The following is a 14177-nucleotide window of genomic DNA, read 5'->3' as shown; positions in this document are numbered from 1 at the left end:
ATGGACCCCGTAGCGGCGCTGGACCGGATCGCCTTCCTCCTGGAACGGGACGGTGCGCCGGCCTACCGGGTCCGTGCCTTCCGCGGTGCGTCCGCCGCGGTCGCCGCGATGCCGCCGGAGGAACTCCGGCGGCGCGCGGAACGGGCGGGCGGCCTGGAGGAGGTCAAGGGGCTCGGGCCGAAGACCGCCGCCGTCGTCCGGGAGGCGCTGGCGGGCGAGCGGCCCGCCTACCTCACCCGGCTGGCGGAGGGTGCCGCGGACGCGGTCCCCCGGCCGGAGGGCGGCGCGGGGCTGCGGATGCGGGCCGCGCTGCGCGGCGACTGCCATCTGCACTCCGACTGGTCCGACGGCGGCAGCCCGATCGAGACGATGGCCCGCACCGCGATGGAGCTGGGCCACGAGTGGGCGGCGCTCACCGACCACTCACCCCGCCTGACCGTCGCCCGGGGGCTGACCGCCGAGCGGCTGCGCGCCCAGCTGGGGGTGGTGGCCGAGGTGGGCGAACGCCTGCCGCCGTCCTTCCGGCTGCTCACCGGCATCGAGTGCGACATCCTCGCCGACGGCGCCCTCGACCAGAACGCGGAGCTGCTGGACCGGCTGGACGTCGTCGTCGCCTCCGTCCACTCCAAACTGCGGATGGACCGGGACGAGATGACCCGGCGGATGATCTCCGCGATCAGCAACCCCCTGGTGGACGTGCTGGGCCACTGCACGGGCCGGCTGGTGTCGGGCAAGCTCCGCCCGGAGTCGGAGTTCGACGCGGACCTGGTCTTCGCCGCCTGCGAGCGCTTCGGGGTGGCCGTGGAGATCAACAGCCGTCCCGACCGCCTCGACCCGCCGCGCCGGCTGCTGCGCAGGGCCGTGGAGGCCGGGGTGCTCTTCAGCATCGACAGCGACGCCCACGCCCCCGGCCAGCTGGACTGGCAGATCCACGGCTGCGCGCGCGCCGAGGAGTGCGGAGTCCCCCCTGAGCGGGTCGTCAACACCTGGGACGTGGAGACCCTGCTGCGCTGGACCCGCACCCGCCGGGTGCCCGCGGCGGCCGCTCAGGGCTGAGCCGGTGCCCGGTCCGCGGGCAGCCCGAGGAGGTCGCGCAGGCCCGAGCTGTCCGGTTCGGCTCCCTCCCCGGGGGACACGGCGGCGTCCATGGCCCGGTCCAGGGCGGCGTGCACTCCCTCGTCGAACTCCAGGTGTCTGCCGCGTTCCCAGTCCAGCTCCCAGCGGGCCCGGCCGTCCTCGACCAGGGCCGCCAGCGCCAGGGAGTACAGCGCGTCCGCGGCGTCGGCGCGGGCGCGGTCCCGCAGGGAGTCGTCGAGGAGCATGTGTCCGCCGTGGCCGGGGCGCGGCATGCAGTCGACCACCTCCGCCCACCGCCCGGCGTCGACGGCGTCCAGCAGCATCGCGAGGTCCGCGGGCCCGCGCAGGACCGCGCGTCCGGCCCGGAGCACCGGTGTCGCCTCGGTGCCGAGCTCCGCCGTCCCCACCTCGGCGGCCAGGTCCCGCCACGGCAGCTGCCGCAGCTCCGCGGCCCCGGGGAGCGCCAGTACGGTGCCGGCGCCGGTTCCCGCGAGGTCCCTGACGAGGCCGGTTCCGGCCGGCGACGGATCGCCGGGGAACGTCCCGGGACCGTCGGCGGGCAACGCCTCGATCGCCGCGACGCGCTCGCGCATCGGGGGGTGGGAGTCGTAGGGCGAGGTCCTCTCCCGGGGCGGGTCGGCGATCAGCCGCCGCTCCTCCTCCTTCCAGGTGCCGCTGTCCAGGAAGGCGCGGAAGCCGGAGTGGACCTCCCGGGCCGGGGGCCGCAGGCCGAGCGCGGTGCCGATGCCGGCGTACTCCCGCATGTAGCGGGTGTGCGCGGCGTCGAGCAGGGGGATACGGCGCAGGGCGGCGGCGGTGGTGTCCCGTCCGGCGATCCCCGCGGCGGCGCGGTCCGCGGCGAGTTCCCCGAGACGGGCCTGGGCCTGCGTCGTCCGCAGGCAGAAGCGGGCGTAGCCGGCGAACATCGAGCCCATCGCGTGGCCGATGCCGTTGCCGTCCTCGGCGTACCGCTCCAGGACCCGCATCAGTCCGGCGCGGTTGCGGGCCGCCAGTCCGGACAGCAGGGTGTCGCGCCGGGCGAAGTGGCCGAGTTCATGGGCGATGACCGCATCGATCTGACGCTCGGTCAGTCCGGTGAGGTACGGGATGCCCAGCATCATGCGCCGGGGCCCGGGGATCAGCCCGAGCACCCAGGAACTCTGCCAGACCGCGGCCACGGGCTCCGCCACGAGCCAGAGCTCGGCGGGGGCCGCGGTCTGCATGGCCTCGGCCACCCGGCGCACGCGCGCCCACAGCTCCGGCTGCTCCTGCGCGCTCACCCGTATCCCGTCCGGCCGCCGGCGGTTGAAGCCGCGGACGGAGGCGAACAGGCCCGACACCAGCGGTGAGGCGAAGGCGACGCTGATGCCCAGGAACAGGAAGGTCACATAGCCCTGCCGCAGTGCGACGCCGGTGAGGACGACGTCGAGGGCCACGATCGCGGCGAGCAGGCCGACTGCCATGACATAGAAGCCGATCAGGAGTACGAGCAGCCGGACGGCCTGGAGGTACGCGCGCATGGCGGAAGGGGTCTCCTCGGAACCTGGGAGTCGCGCGCGACGGGCCGGGCGACGACGCGTCATGCTATTGCGGCGCCGACCCGCTGCTCAACGGCCTTTCCGGGGCGGGGTGGTGAACTCCTCCCCCCCGGTCACACCTCGGGCCGCAGGCGGAGCACCGTCGTGAGGGCGTGGCGCCCCTCGCCCTGGAGGACCTCGACGGGGAGGGGGGCGGGCAGCGGACGGTAGGGGGTGCCGTCGTCGAGGGCCGCGGCGGCCGGGGCCTGCGGAGGGGCGAGGAGCGCGGCGAGCTGGGTGCGGAGGAGGGCGTCCAGGGGCGCGGAGGCGAAGGGGCCGTCGCCCAGGTCGAGGACGAGGGCGCGGGGGGCGCGGGGGGTGCCGGTGAAGCCGATGGCCTCCGCGTCCTGGGGGACGGCGTGGCGGAGTTTGAGCCAGTCGCGGCGGTCGGGGCGGTAGCGCTGGGCGCGGCCCTTGACGACGAGGCCCTCGATGCCGGCCGGGGCGAGCGAGGTGTACCACCCGACGGCCTCGTCGCGGTCGGTCGTCATCGGTACGGCCTGCAGCGGTGGCCCGAGCGGCGCCAGCAGGGCGACGAGGGCGGCCCGGCGTTCGTCGTACGGGCGGCCGCGCAGGTCGGTGCCGGCCGCCGCGAGCAGGTCGAACGCCGCGTAGTTGGCGGGGAGGACGGGGCCGCGGCGGGAGCCGCGCAGCGCCCGGCGCTGGAGGGACGCGAAGTCGATGCGGCCGTCCCGCCAGATGACGACCTCGCCGTCGAGGACGACCCCCGGCGGCAGCGCCCCGGCGGCCTCGGCGATCTCGGGGAAGGTCGCGGTCACGAGCCGGCCGGAGCGGGTCTGCAGACGCACGGGGCCGGTGAGCACGACCATGCGGTGGCCGTCGAACTTGGGCTCGTAGGCGCACCCGCCGGGAAGGGCGTCGGCCGCGGGGACGGTGTCCACGCGGCGGGCCAGGGCGACACGGACGGGGAGCGGGAGGGGATCGGTCACCGGGGGGCGCCCGTCACGGCAGGGTGCCGCGTCCGGCGGCGTCGTCGAGGGCGGCCAGCAGGTCGCCGTGGTCGGCGGCGCGCCGCAGAACCTCCTCGGGGGTGAAGACGAGGTCCTCCGCCGCCCGGCAGGAGGCGACCTCGTCCCAGGTGACGGGGGTCGCGACGCCGGGGCGGTCGCGCAGCCGCAGGGTGTAGGGGCAGGCGGTGGTCTTCGCGGAGGCGTTCTGGGACCAGTCGATGAAGATCTTCCCGGCGCGCAGGCTGCGGGTCATGGAGAACACGACGAGGCCGGGGTGCTCGTCGCGCATACGGGCGGCGAGGGCCTTGGCGTAGCCGGTGGCGGCGGCCTCGGTTGCGGGCCGCAGCGGCGCGTACAGGTGGAGCCCCTTGCTGCCGGAAGTGACGGGGAAAGCGGTGAGCCCGTCGTCCTCCATCATCTGCCGCAGGCGTTCGGCGACCCGGCAGCACAGGACGAGGCCGGCGCCCTCGCCGGGGTCGAGGTCCAGGACGAGCCGGTCGTGGGCGTCACGGCCGCCGGCCACGGTCCACTGCGGGACATGGAGCTCCCAGGCGCCGAGGTTGGCCATGCCGACCAGAGCGGGAGTGGAGTCGACGACGATGTGCGGCTCGTCGGCCTCCCCGGCGGTGGTCACCCATTCGGGCGTGCCGGCGGGCGGGCGTTTGGCGAACCACCGCTGGGCGTGCGGGCCCTCGGGGGCGCGGACGAAGGAGGCGAGGCGCCCGGCGGCGTGCGGCACCAGCACCGGGGCGATGCTCGCGTAGTACTGCAGCAGTTGTGCCTTGGTGTGGCCGGTGACCGGGAAGACGACCTTGTCCAGGTGGGTGAGGACCACTCGGCGGCCGTCCACCTCGACCGTCTGCCGGTCGGGCGAGGCTGACGGGGCGGGCATAGTCTGGAAAGTCCCCGGAAAGGGACGAAAGTATGCGATCCATGTGGAAAGGTGCGATCGGCTTCGGGCTGGTCTCCATTCCCGTCAAGCTCTACGCGGCCACCGAGGAGCACGGCGTCTCCCTGCACCAGGTGCACGCCGAGGACGGCGGCCGCATCCGCATGAAGCGGTTCTGCGAGAAGGAGGGCAAGGAGGTCCCCTACTCGGAGATCGCCAAGGGGTACGAGGACGAGTCCGGCCGCACGGTGGTGCTCACCGACGAGGACCTGGCCGACCTCCCCCTGCCCAGCAAGAAGCTGATCGACGTGCTCGCCTTCGTCGACGCCGGCGACATCGACCCGCTGTCGCTGTCCCGTGCCTACTACGTCGGCGCCGAGACCGCCGCGGCCAAACCGTACGTCCTGCTCCGCGAGGCCCTGAGCAGCAGCGGCAAGGCCGCCGTCACCAAGATCGCGCTGCGCACCCGCGAGTCGCTGGCGCTGCTGCGCGTCCACGAGGACGTACTGGTCCTGCACACCATGTACTGGCCCGACGAGGTCCGTGCCGCGGAGGGGCTGGCGCCGCCGGAGAAGGTCACCGTGCGGCCGCAGGAGCTGAAGATGGCGCGGAGCCTGATGGACACCCTTTCCGAGGACTTCGATCTGGAGTCGATGCACGACGAGTACCAGCACGCGATGGACGAGCTGGTCGCCGCCCGGCTGGAGGGCGAACCCGTCCCCGAGATGGCCGAGGTCACCGCCGCCCCCGACAACGTGGTGGACCTGATGGCCGCGCTCCAGGCCAGCATCGACGCCCGCGGCGGGGAGAAGGCCGGCGCGAAGAAGACCGCCTCCGGCGAGGCCCCGGCGAAGAAGACGGCCGCGAAGAAGGCGCCGGCGAAGAAGACGGCCGCCAAGAAGACCGCGGCGAAGAAGGCGGCGCCCCGCAAGAAGGCCGGCTGAGGGAAGAAGCCTCAGACGGGCCGGCGCAGCAGCTCGACCGCCTCGGCGAAGGCGAGCCCCTCGCCCTCGCGGTAGGCGTGCGCGAAGTCCTCCTCGCCCAGGTACCCGCGCAGCCGCACAGCGTCCTCGTCCAGGCTCGTCCGCTCCCACGAGGTGCAGGCGGTCTGCCGCAGCGCGTCGTGGGCACCCAGCACCAGCGCGGCGCGGCGGGCGGGGCCGCGGACGTCGTCGCCCTCCCGCAGGCCGGCGATCCCGGTGAAGAGCGCGACACCCGGCGGGAAGAGGAGCACCCCCAGGCGCGGCCCGATGATCGGGCTGAGCGGGTGCCCCTCCATGTAGGCGACGGACTCGGCCAGATGGGGCAGCCCGCCGTACGGGTCGCCGGCCATGCCGGTGAGCCAGCCGCGGATGGCGGCGAGGAGTCCGACGATGAACGAGGGCATCCCGCGCGGCGGGGCGGCCTGCAGGGCGTCGAGCAGCGCGAAGGCCTCGTCCAGTTCTCCGCGCCGGGAGAGCAGGGCGATGAGGAGCACCTTGCCGTAGTAGCCCGCGTCGTCACCCACCGGACGGAAGGTCTCGGCCTCCGCCACCCCCTCGCGGATCAGCCGCTCCCCCTCCACGAGGTCGCCGGCGTTGGCGAGGGCGTCGCCGAGGCGGACCGTCATGATCGGCACGTGCTGGTACGCGCCGAGCTTGCGGGCGAGGGCGATGGCCTCGCGGCAGCTCTCCGCGGCGCGGACCCAGTCCCCGGCGTTGGCGGTCGCCTCGGCCTCCGCCGCCAGCACCTCGGCCATGCCCCAGTCGTCGCCGACCCTGCCGAACAGCTCCCGGGCCTCGCGGATGTCGTCCATGGAGGCCTCGAGCCGGTCCTCCACGTCGTTCATCACCTTGGCACGGAGCTGCAGCGCGAACGCCAGCTCCCACACCCGGCCGTGCAGGCGGCAGCTGCGCACCGTCTCGTCCATGAGCTCGGACATGCGGTCGAAGCGCCCGGTCAGCATCGCGCCGAGCATGCGGAAGAGCCCCGGCCGCAGGCTGGACTGCGGCAGCTCCGGCGGGTAGGCCTCGATGATCGCCTCGCCGAGCCCGACGAGCCCCGGGTCGTTCCACACGTCGCGCTCGCCCATGTACGCGAACACCTCGGAGGTGCGCACCCAGCGCCGCGCCTCGGTGAGCTGCTGCGGCGTCATGGGCGGCGGGTCCTCCAGCGGCCCGCGGTCCAGCGGCGGGAGCCGCAGCGGCTCGGCGAAGGCGTCCACCGGGCTCATCGCGGCCACCACGGCGGGCCAGTGGCCGATCTCGCTGCGGTAGTTGCGCATCTCCCAGAACCAGCCGCAGGCCAGCACCAGGCAGAGCGCCTCCTGCTCGTCGCCGGTGTCCACCGCCCGGCGGATCGCGGCCCGCAGGTTCTCGTGCTCGCTCTCCAGCCGGTCCAGGCACCGCAGTTGGCCCGGTCCTCGCAGCTCGGGGTCGGCGGTGCGGACGTACTCGCGGAAGTAGGCGGTGTGGCGACGGCCGACGGCGTCGCGCTCGCCGGCCTCGACGAGGCGCTCGGCCGCGTACTCGCCGATGGTCTCCAGCATGCGGTAGCGGGCGCCGTCCTCGGCGAGGTCGGCGACGACCAGCGACTTGTCGACGAGCGAGGCCAGGACGGAGGCGACGTCGCGGGCGTCCACGGCGCCGCCGTCCGCTCCGCACACCGCCTCGGCGGCGGCCAGGTCCCAGCCGCCGGCGAACACGGCGAAGCGGCGCAGCACGATCCGCTCGGCCTCGCTGAGCAGTCCCCAGCTCCAGTCGACCACCGCGCGCAGCGTCTGCTGGCGGGGCAGCACGGTGCGGCTGCCCGCGGTGAGGATGCGGAAGCGGTCGTCGAGCCGGTCGGCCAGCTGACGGGGCGTCATCATCCGGAGCCGGGCCGCGGCCAGCTCGATGGCGAGCGGCAGTCCGTCGAGCCTGCGGCACAGCTCGGCGCAGGCCTCAGGGTCCTCGTCCGGTGTGAAACCGGGGCGGGCCGCCGCCCCGCGGTCGGCGAGCAGCCGCAGGGCCGGCGTCTGCGGCAGCGGGTCCAGCGGCCGGATCAGCTCGCCCGGGACACCCAGCGGCTCACGGCTCGTGGCCAGCACCGCCACGCCCGGGCAGTGCGCGAGCAACCGCTCCGCGAGCTCGGCGGCGGCGCCGATCACATGCTCGCAGTTGTCGAGGACCAGCAGCATGCGGCGTTCCGCGCAGTACTCGGTGAGCTGCAGCAGCGGGTCCTTGGCCGCGGCCCCCTTCGCCTCGGCGGCCAGCGCCGCCTCGGTCGCCGAGGCCGCGTGCAGCAGTGTCTCGCGCAGGCCGAGCGCGTTCACCACGGCGACGGCCACGGTGCGCGGGTCCTCCACGGGTGCCAGCTCCGCGAACCAGACACCGTCCGGCCAGTGCTCCGCGACCAGGTCCCCGGCCTCCTGCGACAGGCGCGTCTTGCCGGTGCCCCCCGGGCCGGTGACGGTGACCAGCCTCGCGGCCGCGAGGTCGGCGGCGATCGCGGAGAGGTCCGACTCGCGGCCGACGAAACTGGTCAGCCGGGCACGGGCGTTGCCGCGTCGCGCCGGGCTCCCGGACGGTGGCGCCGCGGGGGCGGGGGCGGGGGCGGAAGGATTCAGCAGCTCCGTGTGGAGTGCGCGCAGTTCGGGGCCCGGATCGGTGCCCAGCGTCTCGGCGAGCTCGCGCCGCACCTCCTCGTACGCCGCCAGCGCGTCGGCGCCCCGGCCGGCCTGGCGCAGGGCACGCAGTCGCAGCAGCTGGACCGCCTCGTTCAGCGGGTGCGCCGCGGCCAGTTCCACGGCCTCGGGCAGCACCTGCTCGGCCCGGCCGAGCGCCACCTCAGCGGAGATCCGCAGACGCCGGGCGTCCAGCCGCAGCGCGTCGTAGCGGGGCGCGACGGACACGCGGTCCGGGAGATCGGCCAGCACCGGGCCGCGCCACAGCGCGAGCGCGGAGTCCAGAGCCTCCGCGGCCTTGGCCGCGTCCCCGTCGGTGAGCGCCCGGCCGCCGTCCTCGACGAGCCGCTCGAAGCGGTGGAGGTCCACGGCGTCCGGCTCGGCCACGAGGCGGTAGCCGCCGTCCACCGAGCCGACGGCCTCATGCCCGATCGCCCGCCGCAACCGCGCGACCAGCGCCTGCAGGGCGCCGGTGGCGTCGGCGGGGGGCTCGCCCTCCCACACCTCGTCGATCAGCGCCTCGGTGGTACGCACCCGCCCGGGGCGCAGCGCCAGCGCGGCGAGCAGCGACCTCAGCCGCGTACCGGCCAGGGGGACGGCTGTGCCGTCGTCGCGGTGAGCCTGGGTCGTCCCGAGTATGCCGTAGCGCACGCCCCCATTCTGTCCGAGCGGCGAGCGAGTCCGCCCCCGGGTTGTGATTGCGGCCCGTTGTCGTGTGCGGGCGGCTGCGCCGGACTGCCCGGTGGGATGTGTGCGGCGCGGGTGGTTGTGTTCGGGCCGTTTGCGCCTGCGGCGGGCGGGCGGGGGAGAAACCGCAACCGCAACACCGCGGCGCCGCAGACGAAGAACCGGTCACATACCTTCGCACGCGTCCGCCCGGAACTCCCCCATCGACGTCGTGGCGTTGCCATCCCCGTCGGTGCCCGGCTCCCCCATGCCCTTGTACCAGCGGACCTGCCCGGGCTCGAGGCTCGCGAACTGCGCCGCCGTGAACCTCACGTGCGCCGTCGACGAGGAGTTGTCCCGGGTCCAGCCGTACAGGCTGTACGTGCGGTGCGGTGCGAAGGGGGCCGACGCCGCCACCTCCGCCCGCCAGCCCCTGCCGCCGCTCTCCAGCGACCACACGGTGAACCCCGTGGCCGGCTTGGCGCGGCTCCACCTGCCGAGGCGAGCCGAGGCGTCGTCCGCGTCGGAGTCGTACAGCGTGGCCCCGTCGATGTGGTCGTGGCAGACCACTATCACCCCCAACGGCCTGCCGTCCTCGCTCACGGCGATACCGGTGGTACCCGCCACCGGCACGGTGCACCCGGTCAGCGTGCCGCACACGGCGATGCCGAGCAGCGCCGGCACGGCGAACCTCTTCCACGTCATGGCTCCCCCGTCCTGACCCCGTCCCCGGGCCCCCGGCCCCGGACGACTTCAGGGTGCGCCCGCCGTGGCCCCCGCGGCGACGGAGCGGGTGCGATCGATGGCGTATCGCAACGCGGTCGCGACCCGGGCGTCGCCGACGGGCCGCAGGAACGTCCGGCGTCGGCAGAGCGTTATCCCGCCGTGGCTGTGCCCGGCGGCGGCCGGATGGCATGATCGGGCGGCCAGCACCACGACCGATGACGCACCGCCTCCGCAGGAGCCCGCACGATGACGACCGCAGCAACCCGCAGTGAGCGGCAGATCAGCCCGATCTTCCTGGGCCTGGTCGCGATCATGGCCGTCTCGGGCTGGGCGGTGTGGACGGACTTCTCGACCAGCACCGGCTTCGCCGTGTTCCTGTTCGTCGTGTCCGGCTGGGTCGTCTCCCTGTGCCTGCACGAGTACGCGCACGCCCGCACAGCGCTGCACGGCGGCGACATCTCGATCGGCGCCAAGGGCTATCTGACCCTGAACCCGCTGAAGTACACGCACGCGCTGCTGAGCGTCGTGCTGCCGGTGATCTTCGTGATCCTGGGCGGCATCGGCCTGCCCGGCGGGGCGGTCTTCATCGAGCGGGGCAGGATCCGCGGCCGCTGGAAGCACAGCCTCATCTCGGCCGCGGGCCCGCTCACCAACGTGCTGTTCGCGATCGCCCTGATGCTGCCGTTCACCCTCGGTGTCATCACGCTGGACCGCACCAACGCACCCTTCGCGTCCGCGCTGGCGTTCCTGGCGATGCTGCAGGTCACGGCGGCGATCCTGAACCTGCTGCCGGTGCCGGGCCTCGACGGCTACGGCGTGATCGAGCCCTGGCTGTCGTACCGGACGCGGCGCCAGCTGGAGCCCTTCGGGCAGTTCGGGCTGCTGGCCGTCTTCGGTGTGCTGTGGATCCCCGAGGTCAACGCCGCGTTCTTCGGCTTCATCGACTCCGTGACGGCGGCCTTCGGGATCCCGGACGGGCTGTCGGGCCTGGGCTACGCCTTCTTCCAGTTCTGGAAGGGCGACCCGCTCAGCTAGCGGTCCGCTGCTCCGCCGGACTCCTTCCCCGCCTTCGCCTTGCGCAGGTAGTACCAGCACATGTTGCTGGTCAGGCCCGCGATCAGGATCCAGAGGACGCCCAGCCAGCTGCCCTCCACGAAGGAGACGACGGCGGCGGCCACGGCGAGCGCGCACAGGACGAGCGCGTAGAGGGCGAGGCGGGGCATGGGGGGCGGCTCCTGTCGGGTCGGTCACGAACCCGCCCATTGTCCCCCATGCCCCCGCGGCCCTACACGTCGGTCAGGCGCAGGCCGGCGTGGGCCTTGTAGCGGCGGTTGACCGAGATCAGGTTGGCGACCAGCGCCTCCACCTGGTGGGCGCCCCGCAGCCGGCCGGCGAAGACACCGCGGATGCCCGGGATGCGCGCTGCCAGGGCCTGGACCAGGTCGGTGTCGGCGCGGCTGTCGCCGAGGACGAGGACGTCGGTGTCGATCGTCTCGACCTGCGGGTCCTCGAGCGTCACCGCGGACAGGTGGTGGAAGGCGGCGGTGACGCGGGACTCCGGCAGCAGCGCGGCGGCCTGCTGGGCGGCGCTGCCCTCCTCCGGCTTCAGCGCGTAGGCGCCCTGCTTGTCGAAGCCCAGCGGGTTGACGCAGTCGACGACGAGCTTGCCGGCGAGTTCCTCGCGCAGGGCTTGCAGGGTCTCGCCGTGGCCCTCCCACGGGACGGCGACGATGACGACGTCGCTGCGGCGGGCGGTCTCCGCGTTGTCGGCGCCCTGCACCCCGAGGCCGAGCCGGTCGGCGGTGGCCCGGGCGCGGTCCGCGGCGCGCGAGCCGATGATCACCTGCTGGCCGGCCTTGGCGAGCCGGTACGCCAGGCCGCGGCCCTGCGGGCCGGTGCCGCCGAGGACGCCGACGACGAGGCCCGACACGTCGGGCAGCTCCCACGGGTCCTTCGCCGGGGCCTTGGGGGCGGGGGTCTCATTGCCACTGTCAACAGTCATACCGCGATCCTGCCAGGTGGGGGCCGTGCGTGGCCGCGCGGACGCTGTGACGCGGCCCTCCCGGCCCTGCCCGTACGCGGCCGTGCGCGGCCCCCGCACGGTGCGGGAAAGCCCCCGGACGCACCGGTATTGGCTCGGGGGACGACGGATGTGAGGTATGACATCGGTGTTGCCTCCCGATGCGCGGCCGCCGGGCGGACGCAGGACGTCCCTCGTCCGGTGCGGGCCGCACGGGACAGCTGACGTAACGTCAAAAGTGCACGACAGCACAGGGAAAGGCGGCACCCCGTGACCAGAACCGCCGGCAGCGGCCGCGGCCCGACGCTCCAGGACCGCATCATCGAGCTGATCCACGAGCAGCGGCTCGCCCCGGGCGCGGCCCTGCCGACCGAGCCGCAGCTGATGGACCTGCTCGGCGCCGGCCGCAACAGCGTGCGCGAGGCGGTGCGGGCGCTGCAGGCGCTCGGCATCGTCGAGATCCGGCACGGCACGGGCACGTTCGTCGGACAGGCGCCGCTGCGGATGCTGATGCCCTCGCTCACCTTCCATCTGCGGTCCCGGGTGCGGGCCCTCGCCGACCTCGTCGCGGTGCGCGAACTGCTCGAGGTCGGCCTGATAGGCGAGGTGGCCGGGACGCTGCCGCCGCAGCGGCTGGACGAACTCGACGAGCTCGCGGCGCGGATGGTCGACGACCCGGACGCGGACCGGCTCTTCCACTCGCTGCTCTACTCCTCCTGCGGCAACGAGCTCGTGCTGCAGCTCGTCGATCTGTTCTGGGCCGCCTACCACGAGGTCGGCACCGCCCTGGCGCCCGCCGAAGGCCCGGTCGAGCGGGCCGTCGCCAACCACCGTGCCGTCGTCGGCGCGCTGCGCACCGGGGACGCGGGCGCGGCCAGGGCCGCCATGCGGCGGCACTTCGCGGACGTACGGGAGCGGGTGTCCCGGGCCCTGCCTGCGGACGGCGCGGACTGACCCCGTTCGGGTGAGCGGGGCGCGAAGCGGGGCCGGGCGGGGGCGCGGTCCGCGAGGATGCGGGGCATGGATGCCGTACGGGTCGAGGTCGTCCGTGAACTGCTCGCCGGGAGCGAGTGGCCGGAGCTGACCCGGTCCTTCGCGGGCTCGCTGCGCGGGGCCGTGCGCCGGGGGCCTGCGGGCGGGCTGCTGCTCGTCGGCAGCGGAGGTTACGAGCCCTGGCACATGGCGGCCCACCTGGATGACGAGGCCGCCTGGAGCGGGCTCCCGGAGCTGTCGCCGACGCTGGTGCGGCACCGCGTGCCGCAGGGCGCGCCCCCGCACCTGGCGGTCGGGACGGCCCGTCTGGAGGCCGCGCGCAGGGGCGAGACGGTACTGGTGGTCACCCCCGAGCGGGCCGAGGCCGGGCTGCTGGAGCGGGTGGAGGACGCGCGGCGCTCCGGCGCGACGGTGCTGGCGATGGACGCCGGCGATCCCGAGCTGCGCGGGCTGGCGCACGAGGCGCTCACCGTGCCGCCGGAGCCCTCCGAGGTAGGTATGGACGTGCTGCAGCACCTGGTCAGCGCGGCGGCCGGACGCCGGGTGCGGCTGCGGGACCGGCTGCCCCGGCTCACCCGGCTCGCCGAGCAGTTGGTGTCGCCGCCGCCCGCGAGCTGGTAGGAAGCGGTTCATGACCGCAACCGGGACCGATCCGCTCCGCCCGCTGCGCGGGGTCGTACCACCTCTGTGCACCCCGCTCACGGAGACGGGGGACGTCGACACCGAGGGCCTGCGCGCCCTGGTCGGGCATGTCCTGTCGGCCGGGGTCCACGGGGTCTTCGCCCTGGGGTCCAGCGGCGAGGCGGCCTTCCTCACCGACGCGCAGCGGCGCACCGCGCTCACGACGGTCGTGGAGGCCGTCGGGGGCCGGGTGCCCGTGCTGGCCGGTGTCGTCGACATGACCACCCCGCGCGTGCTGGAGCACGCGCGGGCCGCCGTCGCGGCGGGGGCGGACGCCCTGGTGGCGACCGCGCCCTTCTACGCGGCGACGCACCCGGTGGAGATCGCCGACCACTTCCGCCGGGTCCGGGACGGGGCGGGCGGGGTGCCGCTGTTCGCCTACGACATCCCCTCCGCGGTGCACACCAAGCTGCCCGCGGCGACCGTGTCGGCCCTCGCGGAGGAGGGCACGCTGGCCGGCCTGAAGGACAGCAGCGGCGCCGACGGCCCCATGCGCCGGCTGCTGACCGGGCTGCGCCGCCGCGGCCTGGACTCCTCCTTCGCCGTGCTGACCGGGTCCGAACTCGCCGTGGACGGCGCCCTCCTGGCGGGCGCGCACGGTGTCGTCCCCGGTCTCGGCAACGTGGACCCGCACGGCTACGTACGGCTGCACGCGCACGCCGTCGCGGGTCGCTGGCGGGAGGCCGCGGCGGAGCAGGACCGGCTCGCGCAGCTCTTCGCCATCGTCAACGCGGGCGCGGAGTCCGCGCCGATGGGCCCGAGTTCCTCCGCGCTGGGCGCCTTCAAGACGGCGCTGCGGCTGCGCGGCGTCATCGGCTGCGCGGCCACGGCGCCCCCGCAGGTCCCGCTGGACGACACCGCCGTCGCGGTGGTCCGGCAGCGGCTGGCGGCCGCGGGGCTGATGCGCTGAGGGCGTCGCCCGCCACCGGTTCCC

Annotated in this window: 13 protein-coding genes; 6 read left to right on the top strand and 7 right to left on the bottom strand. The window is 74.8% G+C overall.

Features of this window, described 5'->3' with window-relative positions; translation table 11 throughout:
- Positions 1 to 1056, top strand: coding sequence for a PHP domain-containing protein (locus B085_RS0102285; RefSeq protein ID WP_018556934.1), 1056 nt, complete (start codon positions 1 to 3; stop codon positions 1054 to 1056).
- On the opposite strand, the gene B085_RS45375 is transcribed toward B085_RS0102285, so the two are convergent.
- From B085_RS45375 to ligD, 3 genes are all read right to left on the bottom strand, one after another.
- The gene (locus B085_RS45375) at positions 1047 to 2597 is read right to left on the bottom strand and encodes a M48 family metallopeptidase (RefSeq protein WP_018556933.1); all 1551 of its coding nucleotides are present in this window, start codon (positions 2595 to 2597) and stop codon (positions 1047 to 1049) included. The two genes, B085_RS0102285 and B085_RS45375, sit on opposite strands and share 10 nt — an antisense overlap.
- 131 nt (positions 2598 to 2728) lie before the next feature.
- Positions 2729 to 3604, bottom strand: coding sequence for a hypothetical protein (locus B085_RS0102275; RefSeq protein ID WP_018556932.1), 876 nt, complete (start codon positions 3602 to 3604; stop codon positions 2729 to 2731).
- A 13-nt stretch (positions 3605 to 3617) separates the two neighbouring features.
- A complete protein-coding gene (gene ligD, locus B085_RS0102270; protein WP_018556931.1) occupies positions 3618 to 4517 on the bottom strand; it encodes a non-homologous end-joining DNA ligase in 900 nt (299 codons plus the stop codon).
- Positions 4518 to 4558: 41 nt separating this feature from the next.
- On the opposite strand from ligD, the gene B085_RS0102265 reads away from it, so the two are divergent.
- Positions 4559 to 5458 carry a Ku protein gene (locus B085_RS0102265; RefSeq protein ID WP_018556930.1) on the top strand — a complete coding sequence of 300 codons (900 nt, stop codon included), beginning with the start codon at positions 4559 to 4561 and terminating at the stop codon, positions 5456 to 5458.
- 11 nt (positions 5459 to 5469) lie between these two features.
- Here the strand turns inward: B085_RS0102265 and B085_RS0102260 are convergent, their stop codons facing one another.
- On the bottom strand, positions 5470 to 8808 hold the full coding sequence (locus tag B085_RS0102260) for a BTAD domain-containing putative transcriptional regulator (protein WP_018556929.1): 3339 nt from the start codon (positions 8806 to 8808) through the stop codon (positions 5470 to 5472).
- A 201-nt stretch (positions 8809 to 9009) separates the two neighbouring features.
- Positions 9010 to 9528 carry a hypothetical protein gene (locus B085_RS0102255; RefSeq protein ID WP_018556928.1) on the bottom strand — a complete coding sequence of 173 codons (519 nt, stop codon included), beginning with the start codon at positions 9526 to 9528 and terminating at the stop codon, positions 9010 to 9012.
- A gap of 267 nt (positions 9529 to 9795) precedes the next feature.
- On the opposite strand from B085_RS0102255, the gene B085_RS0102250 reads away from it, so the two are divergent.
- Positions 9796 to 10584: a site-2 protease family protein gene (locus B085_RS0102250; protein ID WP_018556927.1), complete on the top strand. Its 789-nt coding sequence runs from the start codon at positions 9796 to 9798 to the stop codon at positions 10582 to 10584.
- Here the strand turns inward: B085_RS0102250 and B085_RS0102245 are convergent.
- Both B085_RS0102245 and npdG read right to left on the bottom strand, forming a co-directional pair.
- Positions 10581 to 10772 carry a hypothetical protein gene (locus B085_RS0102245; RefSeq protein WP_018556926.1) on the bottom strand — a complete coding sequence of 64 codons (192 nt, stop codon included), beginning with the start codon at positions 10770 to 10772 and terminating at the stop codon, positions 10581 to 10583. The genes B085_RS0102250 and B085_RS0102245 overlap by 4 nt on opposite strands.
- Before the next feature lie 62 nt (positions 10773 to 10834).
- A complete protein-coding gene (gene npdG / locus B085_RS0102240; protein WP_018556925.1) occupies positions 10835 to 11551 on the bottom strand; it encodes an NADPH-dependent F420 reductase in 717 nt (238 codons plus the stop codon).
- A gap of 288 nt (positions 11552 to 11839) precedes the next feature.
- On the opposite strand from npdG, the gene B085_RS0102235 reads away from it, so the two are divergent.
- The 3 genes from B085_RS0102235 to B085_RS0102225 all read left to right on the top strand — a co-directional run bounded on the left by B085_RS0102235 (position 11840) and on the right by B085_RS0102225 (position 14153).
- Positions 11840 to 12523, top strand: a complete 684-nt coding sequence (locus B085_RS0102235; RefSeq protein ID WP_018556924.1) for a FadR/GntR family transcriptional regulator — start codon at positions 11840 to 11842, stop codon at positions 12521 to 12523.
- Positions 12524 to 12589: 66 nt separating this feature from the next.
- On the top strand, positions 12590 to 13183 hold the full coding sequence (locus B085_RS0102230; RefSeq protein ID WP_018556923.1) for a hypothetical protein: 594 nt from the start codon (positions 12590 to 12592) through the stop codon (positions 13181 to 13183).
- A gap of 10 nt (positions 13184 to 13193) precedes the next feature.
- Positions 13194 to 14153 (top strand): dihydrodipicolinate synthase family protein, encoded by a 960-nt coding sequence (locus B085_RS0102225; protein ID WP_018556922.1) that lies wholly within the window; start codon positions 13194 to 13196, stop codon positions 14151 to 14153.
- The last annotated feature ends 24 nt before the right edge of the window (positions 14154 to 14177 follow it).

Origin of the sequence: Streptomyces sp. BoleA5 (assembly GCF_000373665.1) — a bacterium.
Classification (GTDB): domain Bacteria; phylum Actinomycetota; class Actinomycetes; order Streptomycetales; family Streptomycetaceae; genus Actinacidiphila.
The sequence above is the reverse complement of the archived record's forward strand: the minus strand, read 5'-3'. Positions and strand labels throughout refer to the sequence as shown.

Excerpts from the sequence above, each read along its gene's own strand:
- B085_RS0102250 (WP_018556927.1), top strand. The coding sequence starts at position 9,796 with ATGACGACCGCAGCAACCCGCAGTGAGCGGCAGATCAGCCCGATCTTC.
- ligD (WP_018556931.1), bottom strand. The coding sequence starts at position 4,517 with ATGCCCGCCCCGTCAGCCTCGCCCGACCGGCAGACGGTCGAGGTGGAC.
- B085_RS0102245 (WP_018556926.1), bottom strand. The coding sequence starts at position 10,772 with ATGCCCCGCCTCGCCCTCTACGCGCTCGTCCTGTGCGCGCTCGCCGTG.
- B085_RS0102255 (WP_018556928.1), bottom strand. The coding sequence starts at position 9,528 with ATGACGTGGAAGAGGTTCGCCGTGCCGGCGCTGCTCGGCATCGCCGTG.
- npdG (WP_018556925.1), bottom strand. The coding sequence starts at position 11,551 with ATGACTGTTGACAGTGGCAATGAGACCCCCGCCCCCAAGGCCCCGGCG.
- B085_RS45375 (WP_018556933.1), bottom strand. The coding sequence starts at position 2,597 with ATGCGCGCGTACCTCCAGGCCGTCCGGCTGCTCGTACTCCTGATCGGC.
- B085_RS0102230 (WP_018556923.1), top strand. The coding sequence starts at position 12,590 with ATGGATGCCGTACGGGTCGAGGTCGTCCGTGAACTGCTCGCCGGGAGC.
- B085_RS0102225 (WP_018556922.1), top strand. The coding sequence starts at position 13,194 with ATGACCGCAACCGGGACCGATCCGCTCCGCCCGCTGCGCGGGGTCGTA.
- B085_RS0102265 (WP_018556930.1), top strand. The coding sequence starts at position 4,559 with ATGTGGAAAGGTGCGATCGGCTTCGGGCTGGTCTCCATTCCCGTCAAG.
- B085_RS0102285 (WP_018556934.1), top strand. The coding sequence starts at position 1 with ATGGACCCCGTAGCGGCGCTGGACCGGATCGCCTTCCTCCTGGAACGG.